16 protein-coding genes are annotated in these 24,015 nt (G+C 51.1%); 14 read left to right on the top strand and 2 right to left on the bottom strand.

Annotation, left to right across the window (positions count from 1 at the left end):
• The first annotated feature begins 164 nt into the window (after positions 1-164).
• The 7 genes from C5O19_RS19755 to C5O19_RS19725 all read left to right on the top strand — a co-directional run bounded on the left by C5O19_RS19755 (position 165) and on the right by C5O19_RS19725 (position 11,802).
• Positions 165-593, top strand: a complete 429-nt coding sequence (locus C5O19_RS19755; protein ID WP_104715105.1) for a VOC family protein — start codon at positions 165-167, stop codon at positions 591-593.
• Positions 594-1,049: 456 nt separating this feature from the next.
• A complete protein-coding gene (locus C5O19_RS19750) occupies positions 1,050-1,637 on the top strand; it encodes an RNA polymerase sigma factor (RefSeq protein WP_104715104.1) in 588 nt (195 codons plus the stop codon).
• Between the two features lie 118 nt (positions 1,638-1,755).
• Entirely contained in the window at positions 1,756-2,694 is a 939-nt protein-coding gene (locus C5O19_RS19745) for a FecR family protein (protein WP_104715103.1), read from the top strand.
• A 253-nt stretch (positions 2,695-2,947) separates the two neighbouring features.
• On the top strand, positions 2,948-6,478 hold the full coding sequence (locus C5O19_RS19740) for a SusC/RagA family TonB-linked outer membrane protein (RefSeq protein WP_104715102.1): 3,531 nt from the start codon (positions 2,948-2,950) through the stop codon (positions 6,476-6,478).
• 22 nt (positions 6,479-6,500) lie between these two features.
• Positions 6,501-8,105, top strand: a complete 1,605-nt coding sequence (locus C5O19_RS19735) for a SusD/RagB family nutrient-binding outer membrane lipoprotein (protein WP_104715101.1) — start codon at positions 6,501-6,503, stop codon at positions 8,103-8,105.
• A 223-nt stretch (positions 8,106-8,328) separates the two neighbouring features.
• A complete protein-coding gene (locus tag C5O19_RS19730) occupies positions 8,329-8,967 on the top strand; it encodes a hypothetical protein (protein WP_243406453.1) in 639 nt (212 codons plus the stop codon).
• 69 nt (positions 8,968-9,036) lie between these two features.
• On the top strand, positions 9,037-11,802 hold the full coding sequence (locus C5O19_RS19725; RefSeq protein ID WP_104715099.1) for a M14 family metallopeptidase: 2,766 nt from the start codon (positions 9,037-9,039) through the stop codon (positions 11,800-11,802).
• 229 nt (positions 11,803-12,031) lie between these two features.
• On the opposite strand, the gene C5O19_RS19720 is transcribed toward C5O19_RS19725, so the two are convergent.
• Both C5O19_RS19720 and C5O19_RS19715 read right to left on the bottom strand, forming a co-directional pair.
• The gene (locus C5O19_RS19720) at positions 12,032-12,856 is read right to left on the bottom strand and encodes an AraC family transcriptional regulator (RefSeq protein ID WP_104715098.1); all 825 of its coding nucleotides are present in this window, start codon (positions 12,854-12,856) and stop codon (positions 12,032-12,034) included.
• 205 nt (positions 12,857-13,061) lie between these two features.
• Entirely contained in the window at positions 13,062-15,512 is a 2,451-nt protein-coding gene (locus C5O19_RS19715; RefSeq protein WP_104715097.1) for a phosphocholine-specific phospholipase C, read from the bottom strand.
• A gap of 138 nt (positions 15,513-15,650) precedes the next feature.
• On the opposite strand from C5O19_RS19715, the gene C5O19_RS19710 reads away from it, so the two are divergent.
• From C5O19_RS19710 to C5O19_RS19680, 7 genes are all read left to right on the top strand, one after another.
• A complete protein-coding gene (locus C5O19_RS19710) occupies positions 15,651-16,421 on the top strand; it encodes a DUF72 domain-containing protein (RefSeq protein WP_243406452.1) in 771 nt (256 codons plus the stop codon).
• A 43-nt stretch (positions 16,422-16,464) separates the two neighbouring features.
• Positions 16,465-17,148: a 3-keto-disaccharide hydrolase gene (locus tag C5O19_RS19705; RefSeq protein ID WP_104715096.1), complete on the top strand. Its 684-nt coding sequence runs from the start codon at positions 16,465-16,467 to the stop codon at positions 17,146-17,148.
• A gap of 34 nt (positions 17,149-17,182) precedes the next feature.
• Positions 17,183-18,142 (top strand): Kelch repeat-containing protein, encoded by a 960-nt coding sequence (locus tag C5O19_RS19700; RefSeq protein WP_104715095.1) that lies wholly within the window; start codon positions 17,183-17,185, stop codon positions 18,140-18,142.
• 569 nt (positions 18,143-18,711) lie between these two features.
• Positions 18,712-19,653 carry a bifunctional helix-turn-helix transcriptional regulator/GNAT family N-acetyltransferase gene (locus C5O19_RS19695; protein WP_104715094.1) on the top strand — a complete coding sequence of 314 codons (942 nt, stop codon included), beginning with the start codon at positions 18,712-18,714 and terminating at the stop codon, positions 19,651-19,653.
• A gap of 65 nt (positions 19,654-19,718) precedes the next feature.
• A complete protein-coding gene (locus tag C5O19_RS19690) occupies positions 19,719-20,228 on the top strand; it encodes a GNAT family N-acetyltransferase (RefSeq protein ID WP_104715093.1) in 510 nt (169 codons plus the stop codon).
• A 172-nt stretch (positions 20,229-20,400) separates the two neighbouring features.
• Positions 20,401-22,542, top strand: coding sequence for an outer membrane protein assembly factor BamB family protein (locus C5O19_RS19685; protein WP_104715092.1), 2,142 nt, complete (start codon positions 20,401-20,403; stop codon positions 22,540-22,542).
• Between the two features lie 417 nt (positions 22,543-22,959).
• The gene (locus tag C5O19_RS19680; RefSeq protein ID WP_104715091.1) at positions 22,960-23,967 is read left to right on the top strand and encodes a glycoside hydrolase family 5 protein; all 1,008 of its coding nucleotides are present in this window, start codon (positions 22,960-22,962) and stop codon (positions 23,965-23,967) included.
• The last annotated feature ends 48 nt before the right edge of the window (positions 23,968-24,015 follow it).

The following is a 24,015-nucleotide window of genomic DNA, read 5'->3' as shown; positions in this document are numbered from 1 at the left end:
TTTACACCCCGCTCGTCAATGGAGGAGACGCTACTTTTGCCCCGAAACTGCTCGGGAAAAGAAATTAACGTTACTCGTTGGATGACCGGTTCTTTGGCGATACACGGCTGCTTTCCCCAGTTGGTCTGAATTAAATTCCTTTCCTTATTTAATGTTCCTTACGTATGTTCACGGCACATCCCTATCTCAACTTTCCCGGTACTACCGAAGAAGCCTTCCGCTTTTACCAAAGCGTATTTGGTGGCGAATTTCTGACGTTAATACGCTTTAAAGACACGACTGAAGTCACAAACGTCCCCGAAAATGAGCAGCATAAGTTGATGCACATCGCCTTGCCGCTGGGCAAGGGTGGCGTCATTCTGATGGGTACGGATGTGCTCGATTCCATGTGTCATACCCTGGTTCCGGGTAATCAGATTTCCCTTACGCTCACGCCGGATAGCCAAGCCGAAGCCCAGCGATTGTTCGAGGGGCTTTCCGTGGGAGGTAAGGTAAGCGTACCCCTGGAGCCTTCGTCCTGGGGTACAATCTTTGGCATGCTAACCGACGCCTATGGCATTCAATGGATGATCGACTATACACCGGAATCCTAATCAGATGTACCATTCCACAGCCCAGAGGACGTCCAATAAGTCTTCTGGGCTATTTTTATTACGACTATGGAGACTAATCATTCGACGATACTGAGAAAAAGGAGTAAGCACAACGATAAAAACCAAGTAGTAGTCATACTCTCGTCTGCTTCGGTATGCCCGGCAAAGCAAAAAAATACGCTTAAAATCGTTTCAAATAATTCTTTGATTTCTACGAATTCCTTGCTTAATTAGCTCTTCCCCTCAGGCAAGAGCCGCAGCTTTCCTTTGGCATTGTACGCATTCAGTACCTTAATTCTTTACGTTACCGGAGTCCGTTGAAAATCCTTCCCCAGCGTAGGCGGCTCCCGTGTAAACGTACGAGCAAACGTAGTCTAGTTCCTTCTCAAAGGATCTAGGTTATGGCAGTTGTCTAGTTTTCGATTGCAACGACTTACTTAACCAATACTTCTACTTATGCGTCTCCTGACTGAAGAAGTACTGCTGCAGCTCGCCTCCGAAGGCCATGCAAATGCCTTTGCGGAATTGCATGACCGCTACCGGCCGCTTCTGTACCGTTTTGTGTATTCCATCGTGAAATCGTCGGATGTAACGAAAGACATTTGTCAGGAAGTATTTCTGCGGATTTGGGAAGATCGGGGTCGGCTACCGGAAATCAGTGCCTTCAAATCGTATCTGCTGACAGCTGGTAAAAACCTGAGTCTCAACGTTCTGAAAAAAGTCTTATCGGAAGAAAAAAACCTCAGCTCCTTCGTTAAAACGTATGAACAAACCTCATCATCCGTAGATGATGAATGGCAGACGATTGAATACCAGCGGTTTATTCAATCGGTACTAGCCACCTTACCGAATCAGAGTCGGCGGGTTTTTGAACTGTGCCGTCAACAGGGACTTTCCTACGAAGAAGTCGCCGCTGAACTGGGCGTTTCCCGCAACATCATCAAAAAACACATGGTACGTTCGATGAAAGTATTGAAAATCGCCGTCGAAAAAGACCTGGGCATCACATTCAGCGTGCTGGCAACGGTTCTTTTCGAAGGATAAAAAGGAACGGTATCCCAATTATTTTAACGGGTAAGGGGACCTTTCGGGTGCTCTTCACTTGTCTTACCCCCGCAACCTCAACCTCCGAAGCGGAGATCAACCCTCTTATTGCTTATTCATGGAAGAAAACAAGGTCTTACGCCAGAAGCTCGTCGAGCGATACATACAGTCGAAAGCCAGTTTGCCGGAACTGGAAACCTTCATCGAACTCTATAAACAAGGTGAGCTGGAACAGGTGCTGGATGAATACCTCGAACAGCAGATCGAAGCCAGCGAGTCCGTCACCTTCCGTCCGAAACCCACGCGAGTAAAAACACTTTGGGCCGCCTGTCTTACGCTGGCCCTGGTCAGTGGGGGAGTCTTCTACGCCCGTCCGTACTTTCGCTCGCCCGTACCCACCCATTACACGCAGGTACGTACGCAGAATCAGGGCATTCGGAAAGTCAGTCTGTCGGATGGCTCAGTGATCTGGTTGAATCGAAACAGTAGCTTGCGGTACGCTGATCCCTGGCAGGGTGATACCCGTGAAGTGCAAATGCAGACCGGAGAAGCGTATTTTCAGGTGGCCAAGAATAGAAAACATCCCCGGTTCATTGTCCGAACGCCCGATCAACTGACGGTAGAGGTAAAAGGCACGCAATTCAATGTACGCACGCAAAAGGGTAGTACCCGTGTTTTTCTTGAAGAAGGAAAAGTGGCCCTCAAGAAAGAACAGCAAGTCGCCGAACTTTCCCCCGGACAATTAGCCACCTATGACCAACAACGCCTTACCGTTCAGTCCGCGAAAGGAGACGTATGGCTGGCCTGGAAGAATGAACTGTTCGTGTTTGACGATGCTACGCTTACCGAAATTGCCCGTGTACTGGAGGCATATTATGACATCCATGTCGTGATTCAGGATCATCTCGATCATCTTAAATTCACCGGCAAACTTTCGCAAAAGAATCTAGGGCAGGTACTGAAAATTCTGGCCCGTACCCTCGATGTGGAAATTATCCAGCGAAAAGGGTTGGTGACCATTCGCGAAGCCAGTGGGACGGCCGTTCCGGCTGAATAAAAAACGTCTAGGTATCACAAAGGCCGTTGCAGTACTACGCTGTAACGGCCTTTTTCTATCGTATCTAAAGATTGGCCTTCGAAATAATATTTTGCCTTTTTGGGTTTTATCAAAATTTGTATTATATAAACAAAGATTATAACCTATTAAATAAAATGAAAAATCTTTAATGACAGGGGGACCTTAGTCCGGGGGTATGGTTGTCTTACCGCTGAAGTACGACCATTCTCATTTCGCAAACCATTGGCTACCTATGGGATTACTACTACGAAGGAAGAGCAGCGGATTAGTCGGATTACTGATAACCGGAATCGTTTGTTCGGCTGCGGGACAAACCCCGGCGTACTTTGCCCGAGCGGAGGCCGAAAGGGAAGAGCGGCCCCGGCCCGCCACCCCGGCTACGAAAGGGCTAACGGAAGTTTTTCAGCAATTGGAAAAGAAGTACCATGTACAGTTTGCCTACCAGAAGAAGCTGGTGCAGGACAAACGTATACAGGCAACCGTTGGTGCTGGCAAACGTAGTCTGGAGGAAAATCTGCAGCAGGTACTCTCACCCCTAAACCTAACGTATGAAAAAATTGGCGAGACCTATATCATTTCCGAGCGGATTCGGGAATCGGTGGAGTCTAAAAAAACTTCGAAAGCAGAAATTAAAGTAAAAGGGAAAGTTACGGCCAAAGACGGTAGTGAATTGCCCGGCGTAAACGTGCGAGTGAAAGGAACGGGCATCGGAGCCGTAACGAATGGCCAGGGCGAATACCTGATTACGGCCCCCAGCGAGACCAGCGTTCTGGTGTTTTCGTTTATTGGCTACACGAGTCAGGAAATTGCCGTAGCGGGCAAAACCACTATTGACGTTATCCTGGAAAATGAGACCAAACAATTGACGGAAGTAGTGGTGACGGCCGCTGGTATCGAACGGAAGGCCAACGCTTTAGGGTACTCAGTCAGTACGCTCAGCACGACCGATCTAGCCCAGAAAAACGAACCTGATCCCGTACGGGCCCTAGCCGGAAAAGTAGCCGGGGTCAACGTCCAGGGTGGGGGCGGTGTGGCGGGCGGGGCCACGAATATTACGATTCGGGGAAATTCGTCGCTGGGAAATAATAACCAGCCGCTGTACGTCGTCGATGGGGTACCCTTCGATAATTCGACGTTTGCCCCGGTAACCGGCAACAACCAAACGCAGAGCAACCAGAGTACGGCCAGTCGGGCCTTCGACATTGACCCCAACAACATCCAGAGTATGACCGTACTGAAAGGAGCCGCCGCGGCGGCCCTCTACGGATCGCGGGCGGCGAACGGGGCCATCATCATTACCACGAAAGCTTCAGCCAAGAAGAGCCGGAAGGGTACAGAAATCACGTACAACACCTCTTATTCCGCCGAAACGATCGCCGGATTGCCCGAGTATCAGCAATTGTACGGGCAGGGAACCAACGGCGATTACCGAAGTGCCGTGTATGGTTCATCGGGTTCGGCCTACAGTACGCGGGCGACGATTCCGCATCCGCTGGCCCGGGCTGGTTTTTCAGCCGCCGATTTTCCGCAGTTCTATGAAGCCGATGGCGTTACGCCCGTGCAGGTACCGTACCGCTCGTACGCGGGAAAAAACCAGCGGGATTTCTTTCGCACCGGCTCCGTTTACGAAAATGCGTTGACGGTGAATAGTGGTAGCGAAAAAGGAAACTTTACGGTGGGCCTGAGCCGTACGACCAACCAGGGTATTGTTCCGGGTAATGAGATTGCCCGTACGTCCATCAACGTTGGTGGAAATGCCCGGCTGGATAACAAATTTTACGTGCGTGGAACCATCAATTACGTCATGACGGATCAGAAATCGCCTCCGATTGGCGGGAGCGGTTCGATCATGAGTACGATGTATTATTTGCCGACGAGCTATGATCTGACGGGTTATCCCTACGAAAATCCCAACACCGGAGCCAATGTGTACGATTACGCGGGGGTTGACAATCCCTACTGGTCTATCCGACACAGTCCGGCGACCAGTAACGTGGACCGGTATTACGGAAACTTTGTACTCGGTTTTGACCCCTTAAGCTGGCTGAACATTCAGAATACGGCGGGTTTCAACGCCTACACGGATCGTCGGGTGAGTGTACTGGGCAAGGGCTCATCAGTATACGCCAACGGTACCATCAATACGGATAATATCTACCGACAGGAACTAGATAATACCTTGCTGGTGACGATCACGAAAACCATTAAGCAGGATTTTTCATTGCGGGCCATTTTCGGCAATAACATCAACCAGCGGATGACCGACCGCTCGGCCTTTGTCGGTACCAATATCATCACGGCTGGGATCAATAACATCAACAATACCTCGACGATTACCCTGGGAAGCCTGCCTAATAACCGGGCGATGATCCGGCAGCGGTTTTACGCGTTCTTTACGGATATTACGCTGGATTACAAGGGCTTTGCTTCGCTGAATATTGTGGGGCGGAATGACGTATCCTCCACGCTGCCGCCGGAAAATCGCAGCTACCTATACGGGGGTGTAAATGGTTCGTTCATCTTTACCGAAGCCTTCGGACTCAATAGTCCCATTTTGAATTTTGGTAAAGTTCGCGTGGGCTATACGCAGGTGGGGAATGAAGCTCAGCCGTACCAGACCGTAAATGTGTTTAACGCCAACGCGAGTGCGGGGGATCTGGACGCTCCCTTTTCCAATCCGGTCCAATCCAATGTGAGTACGATGACGCTGGGTGACGTGTTATCCAACGCCCGGTTGAAGCCGGAGTTCATCACGGAATTTGAAGCCGGTACTGAGCTACAGTTCTTTAACAACCGCCTTTCCATTGATTTGACGTATTACCACAAACGTAGTACCTCGCAGATTTTTACCGTAAAGTCCGCGCCATCGACGGGTTTCACGGATCGCATCATTAATCTTGGCCAAACCTCCAACAAGGGAATTGAGCTGGGAATCAGTGCAACGCCCGTATCGTTAGCTTCGGGTTTCCGCTGGAATATCAACGCCAACTTCACCCGTAACCGGAATAATGTGGATGATCTGGGGGGCTTTGCTCAATTGGTGTACGGAAACAATATCCACATTGCCGGACAACCCTACGGGCAGATATACGGCAGTCGATACGCCCGCGATAGCGAGGGGAACATTCTGGTGAATCCCCAGACGGCTAAGCCCATTGCGGCCGCTACGAGCGGACCCATTGGTAATCCCAATCCCAAATTCATTGTGGGCCTGAACAACAGCTTTTCCTACAAACGCATCACGTTTGATGTACTCTTCGACTGGAAACAGGGTGGAGCGATTTACTCGACCAACATCGGGAATGCTCTGTCGCGGGGCGTAACCCGCGATACGGAAAACCGCGAAACGCTCTGGGTTGGACCGGGTGTACTAGGCAACGTGAATACGCTGGAACCCATCCTGGATGAAAGCGGCAACAAAATTCCCAACAACACAGCCCTGACGGTCATCGACTACTTCTTCAGTGGTGGCTACGGTCCGGGAGGAATTGGCGAGGGCTACGTGTTCGACGCGACCGTATTTCGGTTGCGGGAGCTGTCGCTGGGCTATCAGCTGCCCTCCAATATCCTGCAAAAAACGCCCTTTGGCTCCGTATCCATTTCCCTGAGCGGCCGAAATCTCTGGTACAAGGCTCCTAACACCCCGAAGTACATGAATTACGATCCGGAAGTAAGTACGGGAGCGGCCAATAACGCGGGTTTCGATTCACTCGGCGTACCCACCACCCGCCGATTCGGTGTTAACCTGAGAGCCAGTTTTTAACGTAATGCAAACCACAGGTATCATGAACGGAACGCATCGTCCTATCTCGTTTTTAGTCGCTTTTGTATTGATCCTCACGACGAGTGCCTGCAAGAAATTTGTTGACATTAATGGCGACCCTAATAACCCGACGGAACCAAACCTGAGTCTGTTACTATCGGGTACGCAGGTATCGATTGCGGGCAATTTTACGGGCATCAACAGTGGAGGGTCGGCCGTGGTTCAGCACTGGGGCTCGGGGAACCTGAACCGCTGGGATCAGTCGGGAGGTACTTTTTCTTCGTCCTGGTCCGGCTTCTACACCGGGGCCATTCCCGATTTGGAAACGATCATTAAAACCGGTACTGAGCAGCAGCAGTGGGGCTACGTCAGCATTGCGAAACTACAGAAAGCCTATCTCTACAGCATCATGGTGGACGTATGGGGCGACATTCCCTATACGCAGGCGGGTGGAAGCTATACCGACCCGGTTTTTGATAAGGGACAGGATATTTACAACAGCCTCTTCACGCTGATTGACGAAGCCCTGGCTGACATGGAAAAAGGCTTTACGGTTACCAGCAGTGCTGATTTGTTTTACCAGGGCTCGAAGGAACGCTGGCAACGCATGGCTTACTCGCTGAAACTGAAAATGTTCAATCAGATTCGTCTAGTTGACCCGGCCCGGGCCGAGCAGGGCATTCGGACGCTGCTTAGCAGCGGTGTCCCGCTCATGACGGAGAATGCTCATGATTTCACCTTCCGCTATGGTAGCAATGTGACGCCCAACTCCCGCCATCCCTGGTACATCAACTCCTACAATACCAGTCGGAGTGGTTATATGAGTATGACCTTAATTAACCGCCTCAAGCAACAGGATGATCCTCGTTTGCGGTATTACATATTCCGGATGCGGTCCAATGCTGGTCTGGCCAACGCCACCAACGGCGATGGGTACTACGGACGGTATCCGGGCGATGGAGCGGCTTCCCCCGCCGACCACAGTACGCGGGCTATTTCTGGCATTTATCCCGCCGCGGGTTTGTACGACAACGGGACCATTGCGACATTGACTTCCGCCAATCAGTTGTTGAACAACGAAGGAGCCAGTGCCGGTACAACGGCCAATTCTTTCCGGATTGCCTTGTTTACGTCGGGCGATGGAACGGGAGCGGGTATTCTGCCGCTGATTACCAATGCCATGGTCAACTTCATCCGGGCGGAAGCGGCCCTGACGCTGAATACGGGCGAAGATGCCCGCAAACTGTTGCTTGATGCCGTAACGGCTCAACTCACGAGCGTCAGTACGCTTTCGGCCAGTAATAAAGGAAACGCCATTCCGGCCGCTACCATCACGGGCTTTATTACCCGCTTGGGCCAGCAGTACGATGCCGCTGATGCCGCGGGGAAGATGCAATTACTGATGATGCAAAAATGGATTGCCCTGTACGGCAACGGCGTTGAAGCCTACAACGATTACCGCCGGACGGGTCTACCGCAGCTCGAAGATCTGGTGTCGCCCCTGGATACGTTCCCCTTCCGCTTCTACTATTCCGAAACAGAAATGACCTCCAATGCTTCGGTGATCGCCAATCGGGATGCCGTGCAACGGGCTCAGCAGCTAACGCCGGTGTTTTGGGATAAGTAGGGTTTGAAAGGCTTATTGGGCTAAAATAAGCTGATCCTATAATAGGTTGATCTTTTGGTCCGCATGGAATGCTTAGGGGCTACTAGTCAGCCGTCGCTCAAGGACAAGTCCCGATCTATTTACAAGGACCTATTTAGAAAACGAAGCAAACCCCTAACGACCCTTCATTTGACGCTTTTATAAACCGCTGAAACGTTTAAACTCCAGTAATAAACGGCATTTGATGAAACCATATTCTATGAACAAATACCTGATTTACGCAATCCTGACGACGCTCGCGGCTTTGGCTTCCTGCAAAACCGTCGATTACGATTGGGAAAACTATACGACTACGGCCACGCCCAAGGCTACGCTGAATCTGCAAACATCCGCTTTGCCGACGGTGCAGACGGCCAAGGTTTCCTTTTTCAACCTGAAAGATCCCAACTTCGCTACCAGTCAAGTATTCGAATGGACCCTGGATGCGAATAACATTGGGGATAGCCCGGTACAATCCATTGATGTATACGTGAGCTATAACAAGCGGGAATCGAGTCCGCCGGCGTATCCCATTACGCTATCCCTGGCCGGGGTACAGCCCACGGAACGGCAGTTTCCCTTACCGAGTACGGTGGCCAAAACGGATATTTTGTACGAATCGGTTACGCAGTTTCCCAAGACCTACCGCTTCACCCCGACGCAACTGGCTCAGATTACCAACACCGACCTGAGTAAGGTGGCCGTTAATGATTATTTTCTCTTCAAGTTCATCCTGACGATGCAGAATGGAAAACGCATCGTCCAGTTTCAGGACAATGCCTGCGACGAATCCCGGGGGGAACCCTGTGACTGCCGGATCGGTGTACGCTTCAAAAACCAGTAAATGAGTACCTATTCTTCAAAGCTTGTACCAAACGCTAAACAATCAACGCATCTAATTGATCACTAGCCTATGTTTAAACGTCTGATTTTCATTTTGGTTTGCGTAAGCGTGCACGTGAGCTGGGCTCAGGTGCCGACGCCTAAAGAACATTTTGGTTTTGCCATTGGCGACGATTATCACTTGGCCAATTACACGCAAACGGAGGCGTATTTCAAGAAAGTGGCTCAGGCCGTACCCAATCTGGTGAAGCTACAGGTTATTGGCAAGACTGAAGAAGGCCGCGATCAGATCATGATGATTGTAACGTCCGCGGACAACCATAAAAAGCTGGATCGGTATAAGGAAATCTCTACCAAAATGGCTCGTGCCGAAGGGCTGAGTGAGGAGCAAGCCCGGGCGATGGCCGCGGAAGGAAAAGCCATTGTCTGGATCGACGGCGGTATTCACTCGACGGAAATGGTCGCTACGCATCAGCTCATCGAAACATTGTATCAGGTCACAACCCGTACCGATGCCGAAACCAAGCGAATTCTGGATAATGTGGTGATTCTCTTTACGCACATCAATCCCGACGGGCAGGAACTGGTGGCCAACTGGTACATGCGGGAAAAAGATCCAACAAAACGCAAAATGGAAACCATTCCCCGGCTGTACCATAAGTACATCGGTCACGACAACAACCGTGATTATTTCATGCTCAACATGAAAGAATCGCAAAACGTAGGTCGGCAGTTATTCGTGGAATGGATTCCGCAAATCATGTACAACCACCACCAACGGGGTCCGGCGGGGTCGGTTTTAGCGGGTCCACCGTACCGCGATCCCTTCAACTACGTCTTTGATCCGATGATGGTAACGGGTATTGACGCCCTGGGTGCGGCGATGTACAACCGCCTGAACGCCGAGAAAAAGCCCGGCTTTACCCGCCTGAATGGATCAAGCTTTTCAACCTGGTACAACGGTGGATTACGGACGACGACTCACTTTCACAACATGATTGGTTTGCTGACGGAAATCATCGGCGGCCCAACGCCCGAAGAGGTACCGCTAGTACCTAGTCGATTGATCCCCAATAACAATACGCCCAACCCCGTCACGCCGCAGAAGTGGCATTTCAAGCAATCCATCGACTATTCGGTTTCGCTGAACTTCGCCGTACTGGATTACGCCGCCCGCAACAGCGATCACCTGCTGTATAACATTTATTCGATGGGGAAAAACTCCATCGAGCGGGGCAGCTCCGATTACTGGACGCCGTACCCTAAACGTATTGAAGCGATTAATACGGCCTACCAGGCCGACCAGGCCAAGACCCGTGGGGCTCGCGGGGGCGGTGTAGCGGCCGCTGCCGCAGACCCCATGGGTTGGGGGTCGCGGAGTGCGGGTATGCCGCTTAAATTTTATGAAAGCGTCATGCGGGATCCGCTCTTACGGGACCCGCGGGGATACATCATTCCTGCCAACCAGGCCGATTTTGCTACGGCCACCAAATTCGTCAATGCCCTCATCCGTACCGGCATTGGTGTAGAAAAAGCAACGGCAGATTTCACCGTTGCCGGGAAGAAGTATCCAGCGGGTTCGTTCATTGTGAAAACGGCTCAGGCCTTCCGCCCGCACATCATTGACATGTTTGAACCCCAAAACTACCCCAACGACTTCCAGTATCCCGGTGGCCCTCCAATTCGTCCGTACGATGCCGCCGGATGGACGCTGGCGTATCAGATGGGCGTCACGTTTGACCGCATGCTGGAAGGCTTCGACGGCCCGTTCCAACGCCTGCCCTACGGAGAATTACAAACGATTCCAGCCAAAGTAGCCGCGGGTTCCGGGGGGTACGTGCTAAGTACGAAAATGAATGACGCGTTCCTGGCCGTGAATGATCTTCAGAAAGCGGGTGTGGAAGTATTCCGAATTACACAAGGATCGGAGATGGGCAATTTTTACGTACCCGCCAGTGCCAAAGCCAAGGCGACGCTGGATCAGGTTGCTCAAAGTGCTGGACTTCGAGTGACGGGGCTTTCCAAAAAACCGACGCAGGCGATGGAAAAAGTAAAACCCCTACGCGTTGCCTTGTGGGATACGTACGGCGGCTCGATGCCCTCAGGCTGGGTACGCTGGTTGATGGAGCAATATCATTTTCCCTGTAACGTCGTTTATTCGAAGGAGATTGACGCGGGTAATTTGAAGAACAAGTATGACGTCATCGTATTCGTAACCCGGGCCATTCCAGTGTATCGCGGAGCGGATAATGATCCCTACGCCGCTTTCCGGACGGAAACGAAAGAAGAGGAGATTCCGTCTGAGTTTCATCCTACCATGGGACGGATTACGGCTAACCAATCCATCGCTCCACTGAAAGCGTTCCTCGAAGCAGGCGGAAAAGTAGTCACGATTGGTTCGAGCACGAACCTGGCCTATCACCTCGGGTTACCGGTACGCAGTGCCTTGTCCGAGCTGACCGCTACGGGTGAGGAACGGGAATTACCCAGCGGCAAGTACTACGTACCCGGCAGTATTCTGCGGGTCAGTGTCGATTCTACAGCGAAAGCCAGCTGGGGATTGCCCGGTCAGGCCGATGTGTATTTTGACAATAGCCCCGTCTTTCATCTGAGTTCGGAAGCCGTTGCCAAAGGTCAATTGACGCCGTTAGCGTGGTTTCCCAACAATAAACCTTTACGCAGTGGCTGGGCCTGGGGTGAAGCCTATCTGCAGGATGGCGTAGCCGCGTTTGAAGCCAAAGTGGGTCAAGGAAAACTGTACGCCTTCGGACCCGAAATTACGTTCCGGGCTCAGTCGCACGGAACCTTCAAATGGTTATTTAATCAATTATACTAAACACCGTTTTTACGATCGAAAGGCTTCAATTCCGCAAGGGTTGGAGCCTTTTTTATTGCGTTCATTCTGTTGGAAGCATCGGCACAGGAGGTAATAAGTGTGTCGTTTCCCCGCAGGGCATACGGGGTTACTGACGCTGAGCACCTTCGGGGTTGAGGGATACGACTGAAAAGGGAAACCACTGGTTCAAGCTTTTAAGCTTGGCTAATAAATCTCCTGGAAAATAGTTCTAATCCCTACTGCTACAAAACGCATCGCTGAGTTTCAGAAATTGCCGGGGCGAAACGCCTGTGTAGTACTGGAAATCTTTGATGAGATGACTTTGATCGTGATAGCCGTACTGTTCAATCAATTCAAACCAGTTGACGGATGCCTCTGAGCGATTCGTCAGCGTATGCAGGACTTCCTTAAAACGAAGAAACCGCAGCAATTCTTTCGGCGAATAACCCACGTATTTTTTGAAGCGTAACTGTACGGTACGCTCAGTGCGGTTCGTTTCTGCGGCGATGATTTTTACCGGACTTACCACGGGCGAATGAAAAGCCGCTGCGTGCGTGAGTAAAGGCACCGCTTCAGCTTCGTCGGGAGCCAGGCGTGAAACGAGATAAGAATTAAGGTATTCAAGCCGCTGGTGAGTATCGGGAAACGAAGCCAGGGTCTGCCAAAGCTCTTCGAGTTGCTGGGTTTGGGCCAGAAGCTTCGATTCAGACCATTCTTCCAGATTCAGGTTTTGCATCGATTGAGCCAGGAGCCGATAAAAACCGTTATGGGTAAAATTAATAATCAGAAGATCGGCGTTGGCCCGCAACTCATACGTCAGCATATGACGTAACGGACCCAGAATAAAAATTTTCTGAATGGATCGATCCAACTGGTTGCCAAACGAAAATCGTATCGGTGGACCGAAATTGAACGCCAGCATCATTTCCAGCGACGGAGACAGATGATAGACCTGCGGATCAAACCCCGATGGCGTCTGAATTTCGTAGTAATGACCGATCAGGTCGGTCAGTTCAGGGGCGGCAGTCATGCGGCGTCCGATCGATTCCATCATTCGAGCAGGTGTAAAATCCGAAGGTACGGAGAAATCGCTTTACTCTATTTGCTGGTTTGCTCTGGCAATAATAGCTCTTATGTGTTTCTCTGTATGGCCACGTAACTCCGAAGGGATTTCATGTAATTTTCCCCGTATGAAATGCAGGGAAAATGGAAACCTGCATCCGTTGCTTTAGTTCGCTGAATTCATGTTTTAATGCCTGTTAACCCAGCAAAGGATCCGTATACCCCGCCTTCCCCGTTTCTACCCGGCCCGCGTACCGATACACCGAATCACTCCCTTTTACACTGAGATCATACCACTGATGACTTTTCTGTAAATCAATCACCAGTTCCGTTCGATCACCCGGTTGTCCGGCCCGGGCCAGCGTTTTCGAAATAGCCTGATTTCCGTACGACTCATCGGTAATGCTTACGGGGCAATCTTGCGTAGGGTTGAGGTTTTGAATACGTAGCACGAGTTGGCCCGTATACTGCTTCTGTCGGTTTCGTTGGTAGTCGCAGGAAACCTGAATGGTCCCCCCGCTGAATTCCCGGTAAAAACCGTTCGGACCATATATCTTGAGCTGAGCCGTAGTCGGAAAGGAATCCCGCAAGGTATCACCCGCCGCTACCGTGTACGAGCGGATTTTCAAAGCACCTTCGCTTTGTTCGTGCACCTGAAAAGGAGCACCCGTAGACCCTTTCAATTCGTTTTTCGCCGAAAGAACGAGCTGAAGGCCTTGCTTCGAAGGCACTACATCGGCGTAAAGCTCGTAGGGCAGGGCACACGAAGGGCGTATCCCTTTTTCCTGCTGGGGTAAGACGGTAGCGGGTTGACGAAGGTCTTCCGTAGATAAGGCTTTGTAACCCGTCGGCAGTGGCTTGAACTGCGCCTGGTGAATGGACTGAACGAAGGGATCGCGGGATACGAAGGTGGGAAGCGTCATTTTTTCTCCCGCGTACGGACGAAAGGCCGAAGTCAGATCCCCGCATACGGTCCGTCGCCAATCGCTGATGTTGGTTTCCCTAAGCGTTTTGCCGCGTTTATGACTCACAAATTTTTCCAGGAACTGTACGACGGACGTATGATCGAATACCTCCGAACACACGTACCCACCCCGGCTCCAGGGCGAGGCAATCACCAGCGGTACGCGGAAACCCAGGCCAATCGGGCCCGTCCGACCGTGCTCCTTACGGGAGGCTTCCTGCTCGGCTGTCACGAATTCCAGTCGGGTGTCGATACCCGCACTCGTCCGGCCACTTTCGGGCTGATCGGGATGGGCGGGAATGAAGGGTGGTACGTGATCAAAGTAGCCGTCGTTTTCGTCGTACGCCAGTATAAAAATAGTCTTCTTCCAGACTTCCGGGTCCTGCGTGAGAATGTCGAGCATTTCCGAAAGGTACCAGGCCCCGTACCAGGGAGCACTCGGGTGGTCGGAGAAGTTTTCCGGAGCCACTACCCAGGAAACCGTCGGTAGCGTTTTGTTCTTGACATCGCTGCGAAACTGATGCAGAACATCGCCCTTCGGGACGCGGACACTACGTCGTTGCCCCGCTTCCTCATAGCTCAGTGTCGTCAGTTGGTGGTAGTCCGGATCATTAACATTCGTGGTGTACGCCCGCTGATGCAGATTTTTTTCTTTCGCTGAAAGCTTGGCAAAGGCCTCGGGCGTGTAGTTCTTCAGGTCAGACTGAAACGTTTGCAGTCGTTTTTTATAGGAATTCAGCGTGCGTTTCGTCTTTTCGTAGCTAGGATCGCTCGTTGCCAGTTTACGCAGACTTTCTTCCAGCGTCTTTATTTTCTCCGGTAAAACCGTTACCTGTTTTTGAATATAGGTGCGGTAGGCCGGATGAAAACGTACGCGGAATTGCGAAAACCACTCCAGCGGATTGTCGGTGAAATTGGCCAGCCAGCTATCTTCCTCGCCTTCCAGGCCCGTCGAAAGGCTAATCTCATTCTGGTATACTTTCCAGGAAATCCCTTCGTCCTCCAGACGTTCGGGAAAAGTTTTCCAGCTTACTTCATCCTCGTAATCAACGTTTTCGTTTCGAACATTGGCCTGAGCTTTCGGGTTGCGAGGATCGCGGAGGGTGCCCGTCCAGAGGTACAAGCGATTGGGTGTAGTACCCGTCAGCGACGAACAGAAATTTTGATCACAAACCGTAAAGGCATCCGCCAGCGCGTAATAAAAGGGTAAATCTTCGCGGTTGTAATAGCCGAGCGTGAGGGGCATATCGGCGTAATCCTTGTGCCCCGATTTCTTAGCTTCCAGCCAACCATCCATGCGACCGCCATGAAACGCATCCACCTGATTTTCCCAGGAATGTGGCAGCGAACTCATCCAGGTAGCCTTGGTATCTTTAATGTTCAGCCGGAATGGAGCGTACGTTTCCCCCTTCGCATTGGTTTGAAACCAAACTTTTTTATGATTGGGCTGCTCCATCGCCCGTGGATCGTTGAAACCCCGTACGCCTTGAAGCGTACCGTACGTATGGTCAAACGAACGGTTTTCCTGCATGAGAATCACCACATGCTCGGCATCCAGAAACGTAGTGCCGGCTTCGGGATCGATGGCAAAAGCTTTCTGAATGGAAGCGGGCAGTAAACCCGCCAGTCCGGCTGCACTGGATAATAATGCTGCTTTTTTTAGAAAATCTCTTCTGGAATCCATGGATGAATCAGGCAGGTAAAATGGGGAAACGAATTTTCGAACGCTGGTAATGAAAGAATACCTACAAAACTGGCGAACACTTGGCTTACGTGCCAAATTATTTTTTTGTTACCAGCCGGTAAAACTGAATTAAACCGAATGGAAGGTTTTTCGTTACTACCCTATACGTTGACTGTATGGATGATTATGAAGAACGTTCACGTGGGTACCTGCGGTTTTAACGGTACCAAAACCGAATACGTTGAGAAGCTTTCCTGTGTGGAAGTTCAACATACGTTTTATCAGCCTCCGCAGCTGCGTACGCTCGAACGCTGGCGGCAGGAAGTACCCGCCCCTTTCGAGTTTACACTGAAAGCCTGGCAGCTCATTACGCACGAAGCGAAAAGTCCGACCTACAAACGACTCAAACGAAAACTCACGGATCAGGAGAAACAAGAGGCGGGTGCCTTTCGCCCTACGGCCATTGTCGAAGAGGCCTGGCAAACGACCCGTGCCTGTGCGGAGGCCCTGGGGGCTCGCGTGGTGCTGTTTCAATGTCCGGCCAGCTTTCGGCAAACGCCGGAAAACGTGCATCAGTTGCAACGTTTTTTTTCGGAACTCGATCGGGGTACGCTACATCTGGCCTGGGAACCCCGGGGCGATTGGGAATGGGATGTGGTGGAAGGGTTGTGCGAGGACCTGAACCTTTGGCACGCGGTTGATCCTTTTGTTCAACAGACAACAACGCCCGAAACCACGTACTTTCGCTTGCACGGAAGGGACGGCTGGCGGTACAAGTACGAGAAGCAGGAACTACGGGAGCTGAAGGAGCTGCTGCCCGAAGAAGGACAGGCCTATGTTTTTTTCAATAATAGACACATGATCGAAGATGCCCAGACTTTTGAGCAAATCCTGAACGAAGAACCCTAGAAGCGAGTACCTTTGAATTATACTCTAAATCCTGTTTTAACGCATGAAAAAAGTAATCCTTGGCCTGCTTATGCTGGCTGTATGTACGGCTTCCAAGCCCAAGCCCACCTGGATCTATTTGTTCGACGGCAAATCAACCGCCGCTCTGCGAGGATACCGGATGCAAACCTTCCCAACGGATGCCTGGAAAGTGGAAGAAGGGGCCTTGGTAACGCAAACGGGCGTACCGAACATTGATTTGGTGACGAAGGAATCATTCAAGGATTTCGAGCTGGCCTTTCAGTGGAAAGTGTCGGAAGCGGGTAACAGCGGCGTTTTTTATTACATGAAAGAAGATGCCGCCAGTCAGGCCGGGAACGGAAACAGTCCAAACTGGCTGGACAATTTCGAAATGCAGATTCTTGACGACATCAATTTTAATGACAAAGAGCCCAAACGCTCGGCGGGTTCTCTGTACGATCTGATTACGCCTACGAACAAAAAGCTTCGGCCCGTAGGAACGTATAACGATGCCCGGCTCATCGTTAATAAAAATCACGTGGAGCACTGGCTGAATGGTGAAAAAGTGGTGACCTATGAAATTGGTTCGAAGGATTTACAGGAGCTGATCCGGAAGAGCAAGTTTTCGAGTAATCCCAAGTTTGCCACCTCTACGGATGGACTACTCATGTTTCAGCACCACGGGCAAAAAGTCTGGTTACGGGACATTAAGATTCGGCGTTTGTAGTCTTTTTCGGTTCACACTCCTCATGGATCTACCTATGAAAATGCTATACAGTGGAGCTTTGATGCTGCTGGGACTAGCGGCTCAGGCTCAGGAATGGCAGTCCGTACCCACGCAAAATACGTGTGCAACGCGTCACGAAAGTGCGGCAACGCTGGTTGGGGATAGTTTGTACGCCATCGGTGGCCGCGGGACGCGACCCCTGGAGGCCCTTAACCTAAATACGCTAATCTGGCAACGCCTGCCGTCGCCACCTCTGGAGATGCATCATTTTCAGGCGATCACCTACAACGGTGAAATCTACGTGCTGGGAGCCTTTGAAGGAAAATTCCCCCACGAGACGCCCATCCCCAACATCTATATCTATAACCCTACGAAAGGGGAGTGGCGAAAAGGGCCGGCGATTCCCAAGGATCGGCTACGGGGTTCCACGGGCGTGGTGGTATACCGAAATAAAATCTATATGAGCTGCGGCATCATGGATGGGCATTACGACGGACACGTAGCCTGGCTGGATGAGTACGATCCGAAGACGGATACCTGGAAAAAACTCGCCGACGCTCCCCGTACCCGCGACCACATTGCGGCGGCGGTCGTGGGAGACAAGATGTATCTGGCGGGTGGTCGGAACTCCACGGCCCGGATTAACAAAGTTCTGGAAACAACCATTGCCGAAGTGGATGTATACGACTTCAAAAAAGGCACGTGGGAGACCCTACCCGCTACCTCCAACATTCCCACGCAACGGGCGGGTGGTACGGCCGTAACGCACCAGGGCAAGGTTTGGGTGATCGGCGGCGAAAGTCCGCAGTTACTGGCTCACAACGAAGCAGAAATTCTGGACCCCAAAACTAATACCTGGACGAAAGGTCCTACGCTAAAAAAAGGACGTCATGCGACGCAGGCGGTGGTTTATAAAGGAAAAATTTACATCGGAGCAGGTTCGGCTAATCACGGCGGTGGTCCGGAGCTGAATGATCTGGAAGTGTTGAAGTGAAGGTTTGAAGAACTGTGTTTGAAGTGGTTTGAGGTTTAATAGCGGAATGCCTGGGTGGTTTGGGTTCCGTACGTGGTTATTCAGGTTGAGCTCTTCCAGGGTTGAGCTGTGGTGATTATACGGGTGCAGGTTTCCAAATCCGTATTCATCCTGGGTCAAATTTCAACGCTAGCTTCCCCAGCAAGAATCACTATAGAAAATCGATCGCATCAACGGGGCGGGTGGTCCCTAGCATTCGCTACGGACGCAGCAGTTGGTAGGCTGAGCCTACCGGACTGGATGATATGAAGGGCATGCTAGACTATTGGAATTAAACACTCGAATTGTTTCAAAGAATCAGTAAAATTAAGACGGCAAATAGGCAATGGGTTACACAAAAACGCGGTAGAAGCTCGCGATTTCATAGCTTGGAATCCCACCTTTCCCATTAACTAAAAACAAACTCCGAAGAAGTTCAATCATAAATAGCCCGGGGTGCAACCCCGCGTACCAATACCTTTCTTACATAAATTTGGATTCAATCGCATTCTTGTAATAAATTGCGTAAGTAATTACGTAACTTATTAAACATGGATATCATTTTACAACTGGGACCCTTAGCCTTCGTCAGCCGGATGCGACGACTGGCCGAATCCGTGAATCTGCACGCCCGGGCGGTTTATCAGCAATACGGACTGGATTTTGATCCCAAGTGTTTTCCCGTATTCTGGACGCTTTGTGAAGTAGGTCCTATGGGCATCAGCGAGTTAGCGGAACACATTGGCTTCTCCCATCCGGGCGTCATTCAACTGGCCAAACAACTGGAACAGGACGGACTCATTATATCCGGGAAATCGGATGCGGATAAACGCAAGCGAATCCTGAAGCTATCTGACAAAGGAGAGGCTTTGCGTCCCGAATTTCAGAAAGTCTGGGCTCATATTCAGGCCGTCAATACCCGACTAATTGCCGAGCGGCGGCACAACCTGCTTTGGGCGGTAGAGGAAATCGAAGGCGTACTCGCCCAGCAGGACTATCTCAGCATCTTTAAAGACTATCTCAAAACTCAGCAGCTGGAAGAAGTGGAAATTCTGGATTACGATCCGGCCTATGCTCCGTACTTCAAATCCCTGAATCAGACCTGGATCGAGCAGTACTTTCGGCTTGAACCCCACGATCTCGAACAGCTCGATCATCCCGAACACATTCTGCAAAAGGGTGGCGTCATTCTCTTTGCCCGCTACCAACAGGAAATTGTGGGTACCGTAGCTCTGGTGCAGGAGAAACCCGGCGACTTTGAAATGGTCAAGATGGCCGTTTCACCGCAGGTACAGGGGCGGCAGATTGGTAAAAAACTAGGACAGGCCATTTTACAGAAAGCCCGCGAAGCCGGAGCCGCCCAGGTATGGCTGGAATCGAATACGCGATTGGTACCCGCCATCGAACTTTACAAAAAACTAGGCTTCTATAAAGTCGCCATGACCGCCACCCCCTACGAGCGAGCCGATATCCGCATGCAATGCGACTTATAAAGCCTATGCACCAACCTGCCCATGGGCAGTATCACCCCCAACAACAATTAACCAATAACTAAAAAATGCTTATCCGTCTCGCTACCGAATCCGACCTGTCCGCTCTGGTAACCTTACTGCAACGCGTGGTTCCCCTCATGCAAGCTTCCGGCAACCTGCAATGGGATGAGTCGTACCCCAATGCCGAGGTATTTCGCGAAGACATTCGGCTAGGTCAGCTCTGGGTGGCCGAGTACGAAGGTAGTATCGCGGGCGTAGCGGCCCTAACCACTGACCAGGATGCCGAGTATGCCCAACTGGGCTGGGATCTGTCCGAGCCCGCCATCGTCACGCACCGACTGGCGGTACACCCCGATTTTCAAGGAAAAGGGATTGCCCAGCGATTACTGGAACAGGCTGAACAACTAGCCATCGAACGGAACATTGAAGTATTACGGGTGGATACTAACACCCATAACCAGGCTACGCAGCGACTCTTTCCCAAATTAGGCTACCGCTATGCCGGCGAACTCTCGCTGGGTTTTCGGCCCAATCTACGCTTTGTCGGTTTTGAAAAGCGACTAACCAGGAACTAGCTTATAATGGTTCTAAAAAAAGGCATATTCCATCAAATTTTAATGAAATTAATTCCCGGATAAATTATTCTTTATACCTTTGGTGTACGTACACTATTGCATTTTGTGTTTCCTGTTTTATCAGGTTGTAACAACGCATGAAGTGACGACCCATTGATACGCACGCCTCTGTATGAAAAAGGTTCGCCCCCTGATCCTTTCCCGTTTGCCGGTAACATCCCGGTGGTTTGTTTTGGTGAGTATAAGCCTCGTAGCGGGCGTGGTTGCCTGTAAACGTATGACGCAGACCACCACGGCTTCGCTGGACTGGCCCATCACGGGTGGTGATTCCGGCGTAACCCGTTTTGCGGCAGCAGACCAGATCACGAAACAAAACGTATCCCGGCTGAAAGTAGCCTGGACGTATCACTCGGGCAACAAGGCAGGTAACATTCAGGGCAATCCATTAATTGTAGACGGCGTAATGTACATAACAACGCCCGCTCAGGAAATCATTGCAGTGAATGCCACCAACGGTCAGGAAATTTGGCGGCACAATCCGGCCCGGGCGGGTGAAAAATTCGGCGGTATCAACCGGGGCATTGCTTACTGGAACGAAGGAAACGAACAACGGATTCTCTTTACCGCCAATCATTACCTGCTGGCCATTGACGCCCGCACCGGAAAAACCATTGAAAGCTTCGGAACGGGCGGTCGCCTGGATTTGAACGAGGGTCATATGCGACCCGCGTCGGATATGAAAATTACGGCTCCGGCTTCGCCCGTCATTTATAAAGATCTGGTGATCGTGGGTTCGATGAGCTGGAGTGCTCCGGCCAACGTCAGCGGTTTTGACGTGCGTACGGGCAAAAAACGCTGGACGTTCTACACCATACCCCAACCCGGCCAACTCGGCTACGAGAGCTGGGGTGACCCGGATTTCTGGAAGGATGGGGCAGGCGTGAACGTCTGGGGTGGTTTGTCAGTAGACCCTAAAAATGGCATGGTGTATTTCGCCACGGGTCAGCCTAAAAATGATTTCTACCGTCCGGGTAAAGAAGGCTCACAACTGTACGGCAACTGCATTGTTGCCCTGAATGCCAACACGGGCCAACATGCCTGGCATTATCAGGTCATTCACCGCGATTTGTGGGATCTCGATTTACCCTGTGCTCCCATTCTGGCCGATTTTAACTACAAAGGCAAACCCGTACCCGGCGTGGTGCAGTTAACCAAAACGGGGAATGTGTTTTTATTCAATCGATTAACGGGAGAATTGTTGTCGGACGTAGAAGAGCGGCCCGTACCGCCATCTACCTTACTCGACGAACAGGCCTACCCGACGCAGCCGTACGTTCGCTGGCCGCAGCCCTTTTCCAAACAAGTGGTTACGCGGAATGATTTGACGGACCGTACGCCCGAAGCTCACGCCGATGCCCTCGCCCGGTTTGAAAAGGCGGACACGGGCTGGTACGTACCACCAACCCAGAAAGGCGTGATTTACTACGGCATTCACGGGGGAGCGGAATGGAGCGGCGGAGCTTACGATCCGACAAGCGGAAATTTGTACGTGAACGCCAATGAGCTGGCCTGGCACATTACCATGATCGATATTAACGCCAAGGAAAAATCGGCTGAAGCTTTTGCCCAGCATCCGGGTCGGCGGGTGTATCTGGAGAAGGGTTGCGTCGGTTGCCACGGCTCCGAGCGACAGGGAAATGGTGGTATTCCGGCTTTAACGAGCCTTTCTAAGAAGTATAAGAAGCCGGATGTAGTTCAAATTGTGAAAAATGGACGGGGTGCCATGCCCGCTTTTTCCCAGATTTCAGAAGACGAAGTACAGGCTCTGGCGGAGTTTCTGCTGGATATGGAAAGCCAGACGGCCGTGAAGCAAAGCAATCAGAAACCCGTATACCGGGCGATGAATTATACCAAATTTCTGGATAAGGAAAATTATCCCGCTACCAAAGCCCCCTGGGGTACACTTAATGCCATTAATCTGCATACGGGTGAACTCGTCTGGAAAAAACCGCTGGGTGAATACCCCGAACTAACGGCGAAGGGTATTCCGGTAACCGGACGCGAGAACTTCGGCGGCTGTATCGTCACGAAAGGCGGACTCGTGTTCATTGCCGCTACGGGTGATGAGAAATTCCGGGCTTTCGATAAAGACACGGGTGAACTACTGTGGGAAACGACCTTGCCCTTTGGTGGGTACGCCACCCCGAGTACCTATGTGGTCCATGGCAAACAGTACGTCGTGATCGCGGCTACGGGTGGCGGGAAGTTGGGTACCAAGACGGGCGATGCGTATGTCGCCTTTGCCCTGGAGTAATTTTACAGAAGTAATGAGTATCGTTCGCCTTCGACCTCTTTTGATCCAATTTTTTAAATAAATAAGTATACATTTTGTTGGTAGATTCAGAAATGGAAAGTACTTTTGAATAAGATAGTTAACGTACACTATTTCACAACACCAGCGTACTTAGTCAAACCAGAGTCAGCCATTCCATACCAGCGAAAGATGAAAAGCTAAGCTCTTACGGAGTGGAACGGCAAGGATTTTACCTGAATTTTTTAACGAGCAAATACGGTAACTGCCTCTGTGTCTTAAACTGATATTTTCGAGAATTCCGAATGTACGATCAGTTCACAGCCTTCGATTAAAGTCTGTAAAATAATGACGTATAGACAGTAAGGTTATCAAGTGAAGTACACTACCTCTAAATCTATTTCATTCAATAAACCTCGTATGCGTAAAGCTTTACTAGGCGTGTGTTTTGCGTTGGCTAGCTGGTCCGCGTACAGTCAGAAAAACCCCGTAGCGTATGGCGTAAATTTGGCTGGAGCGGATTTTGGGTCCACGATGCCGGGAGAATTCGACAAAACCTATACGTACCCCCGGCCTTCCGAGCTGGATTATTTCAAAGCCAAAGGATTGACCCTGATTCGGTTACCGTTTAAATGGGAGCGGATTCAGCCCCAGTTAAACGGACCGCTCGATGCCCGGGAGCTTTCTCGCATCAAACAGGTCATCAAGCAGGCCCAGCAACGAAAACTCTGGGTTATTCTGGATTTGCATAATTACGGTCGTCGGCAGATGGATGGGACTGAGTATCTGATTGGTTCCGAAAGAGTTTCAATCCAACACATCGGCGATCTCTGGCAAAAGCTGGCTCAGGCCTGTCGGTCGTACTCAAACATTTGGGGCTACGGTCTGATGAACGAACCGCACGATTTGCGAGCGGATACGCCCTGGTTTTCCATCGCCCAGCACTGCATTACGCAGATTCGGAAAACGGATCCCAAAACCGCCATTCTCGTGGGTGGCGATCAGTGGAGTTCGGGCGAACGCTGGTTACGGGCCAGTGACACGCTCAAGTACCTGAAAGATCCTTCCCGACACCTGATTTTTGAAGCTCACGTGTATTTCGATAAAGACGGTTCGGGAACGTACAAACACGATTACATAACAGAAGAAGCTTCGGCTCAGAAAGGAATCGAGCGGGTAAGACCCTTTGTCAACTGGCTGAAAGCGAATCACTTTCAGGGACTTGTCGGTGAATACGGCGTGCCGGATACGGACCCTCGCTGGCTCGAAACCCTCGATCAGTTCCTGGCGTATCTCCGCGAAAACCAGGTGAGCGGTACCTACTGGGCCGCGGGCCCCTGGTGGGGAGACTACACGCTCGCCGTAAGCCCCCGGCAGGGTGCCGATCGCCCACAAATGAAAATACTGGAAAAATACCCAACGCTTTAATCCTGACTCCCACGCATACTACTTGTTACCCGTTCATTTTAAACCTAA

It is taken from the genome of Siphonobacter curvatus, assembly GCF_002943425.1.
Taxonomy (GTDB): Bacteria; Bacteroidota; Bacteroidia; order Cytophagales; family Spirosomataceae; genus Siphonobacter; species Siphonobacter curvatus.
Note: the sequence above shows the minus strand (reverse complement) of the source record. Positions and strands in the feature narration are given on the sequence as shown.

Coding starts and splice junctions, on each gene's coding strand:
- C5O19_RS19705 (WP_104715096.1), top strand. CDS start 16,465: ATGAAAAAAGTAATCCTTGGCCTGCTTATGCTGGCTGTATGTACGGCT.
- C5O19_RS19690 (WP_104715093.1), top strand. CDS start 19,719: ATGCTTATCCGTCTCGCTACCGAATCCGACCTGTCCGCTCTGGTAACC.
- C5O19_RS19715 (WP_104715097.1), bottom strand. CDS start 15,512: ATGGATTCCAGAAGAGATTTTCTAAAAAAAGCAGCATTATTATCCAGT.
- C5O19_RS19700 (WP_104715095.1), top strand. CDS start 17,183: ATGAAAATGCTATACAGTGGAGCTTTGATGCTGCTGGGACTAGCGGCT.
- C5O19_RS19750 (WP_104715104.1), top strand. CDS start 1,050: ATGCGTCTCCTGACTGAAGAAGTACTGCTGCAGCTCGCCTCCGAAGGC.
- C5O19_RS19685 (WP_104715092.1), top strand. CDS start 20,401: ATGAAAAAGGTTCGCCCCCTGATCCTTTCCCGTTTGCCGGTAACATCC.
- C5O19_RS19695 (WP_104715094.1), top strand. CDS start 18,712: ATGGATATCATTTTACAACTGGGACCCTTAGCCTTCGTCAGCCGGATG.
- C5O19_RS19755 (WP_104715105.1), top strand. CDS start 165: ATGTTCACGGCACATCCCTATCTCAACTTTCCCGGTACTACCGAAGAA.
- C5O19_RS19730 (WP_243406453.1), top strand. CDS start 8,329: ATGAAACCATATTCTATGAACAAATACCTGATTTACGCAATCCTGACG.
- C5O19_RS19745 (WP_104715103.1), top strand. CDS start 1,756: ATGGAAGAAAACAAGGTCTTACGCCAGAAGCTCGTCGAGCGATACATA.
- C5O19_RS19735 (WP_104715101.1), top strand. CDS start 6,501: ATGAACGGAACGCATCGTCCTATCTCGTTTTTAGTCGCTTTTGTATTG.
- C5O19_RS19725 (WP_104715099.1), top strand. CDS start 9,037: ATGTTTAAACGTCTGATTTTCATTTTGGTTTGCGTAAGCGTGCACGTG.
- C5O19_RS19720 (WP_104715098.1), bottom strand. CDS start 12,856: ATGATGGAATCGATCGGACGCCGCATGACTGCCGCCCCTGAACTGACC.
- C5O19_RS19710 (WP_243406452.1), top strand. CDS start 15,651: ATGGAAGGTTTTTCGTTACTACCCTATACGTTGACTGTATGGATGATT.
- C5O19_RS19680 (WP_104715091.1), top strand. CDS start 22,960: ATGCGTAAAGCTTTACTAGGCGTGTGTTTTGCGTTGGCTAGCTGGTCC.
- C5O19_RS19740 (WP_104715102.1), top strand. CDS start 2,948: ATGGGATTACTACTACGAAGGAAGAGCAGCGGATTAGTCGGATTACTG.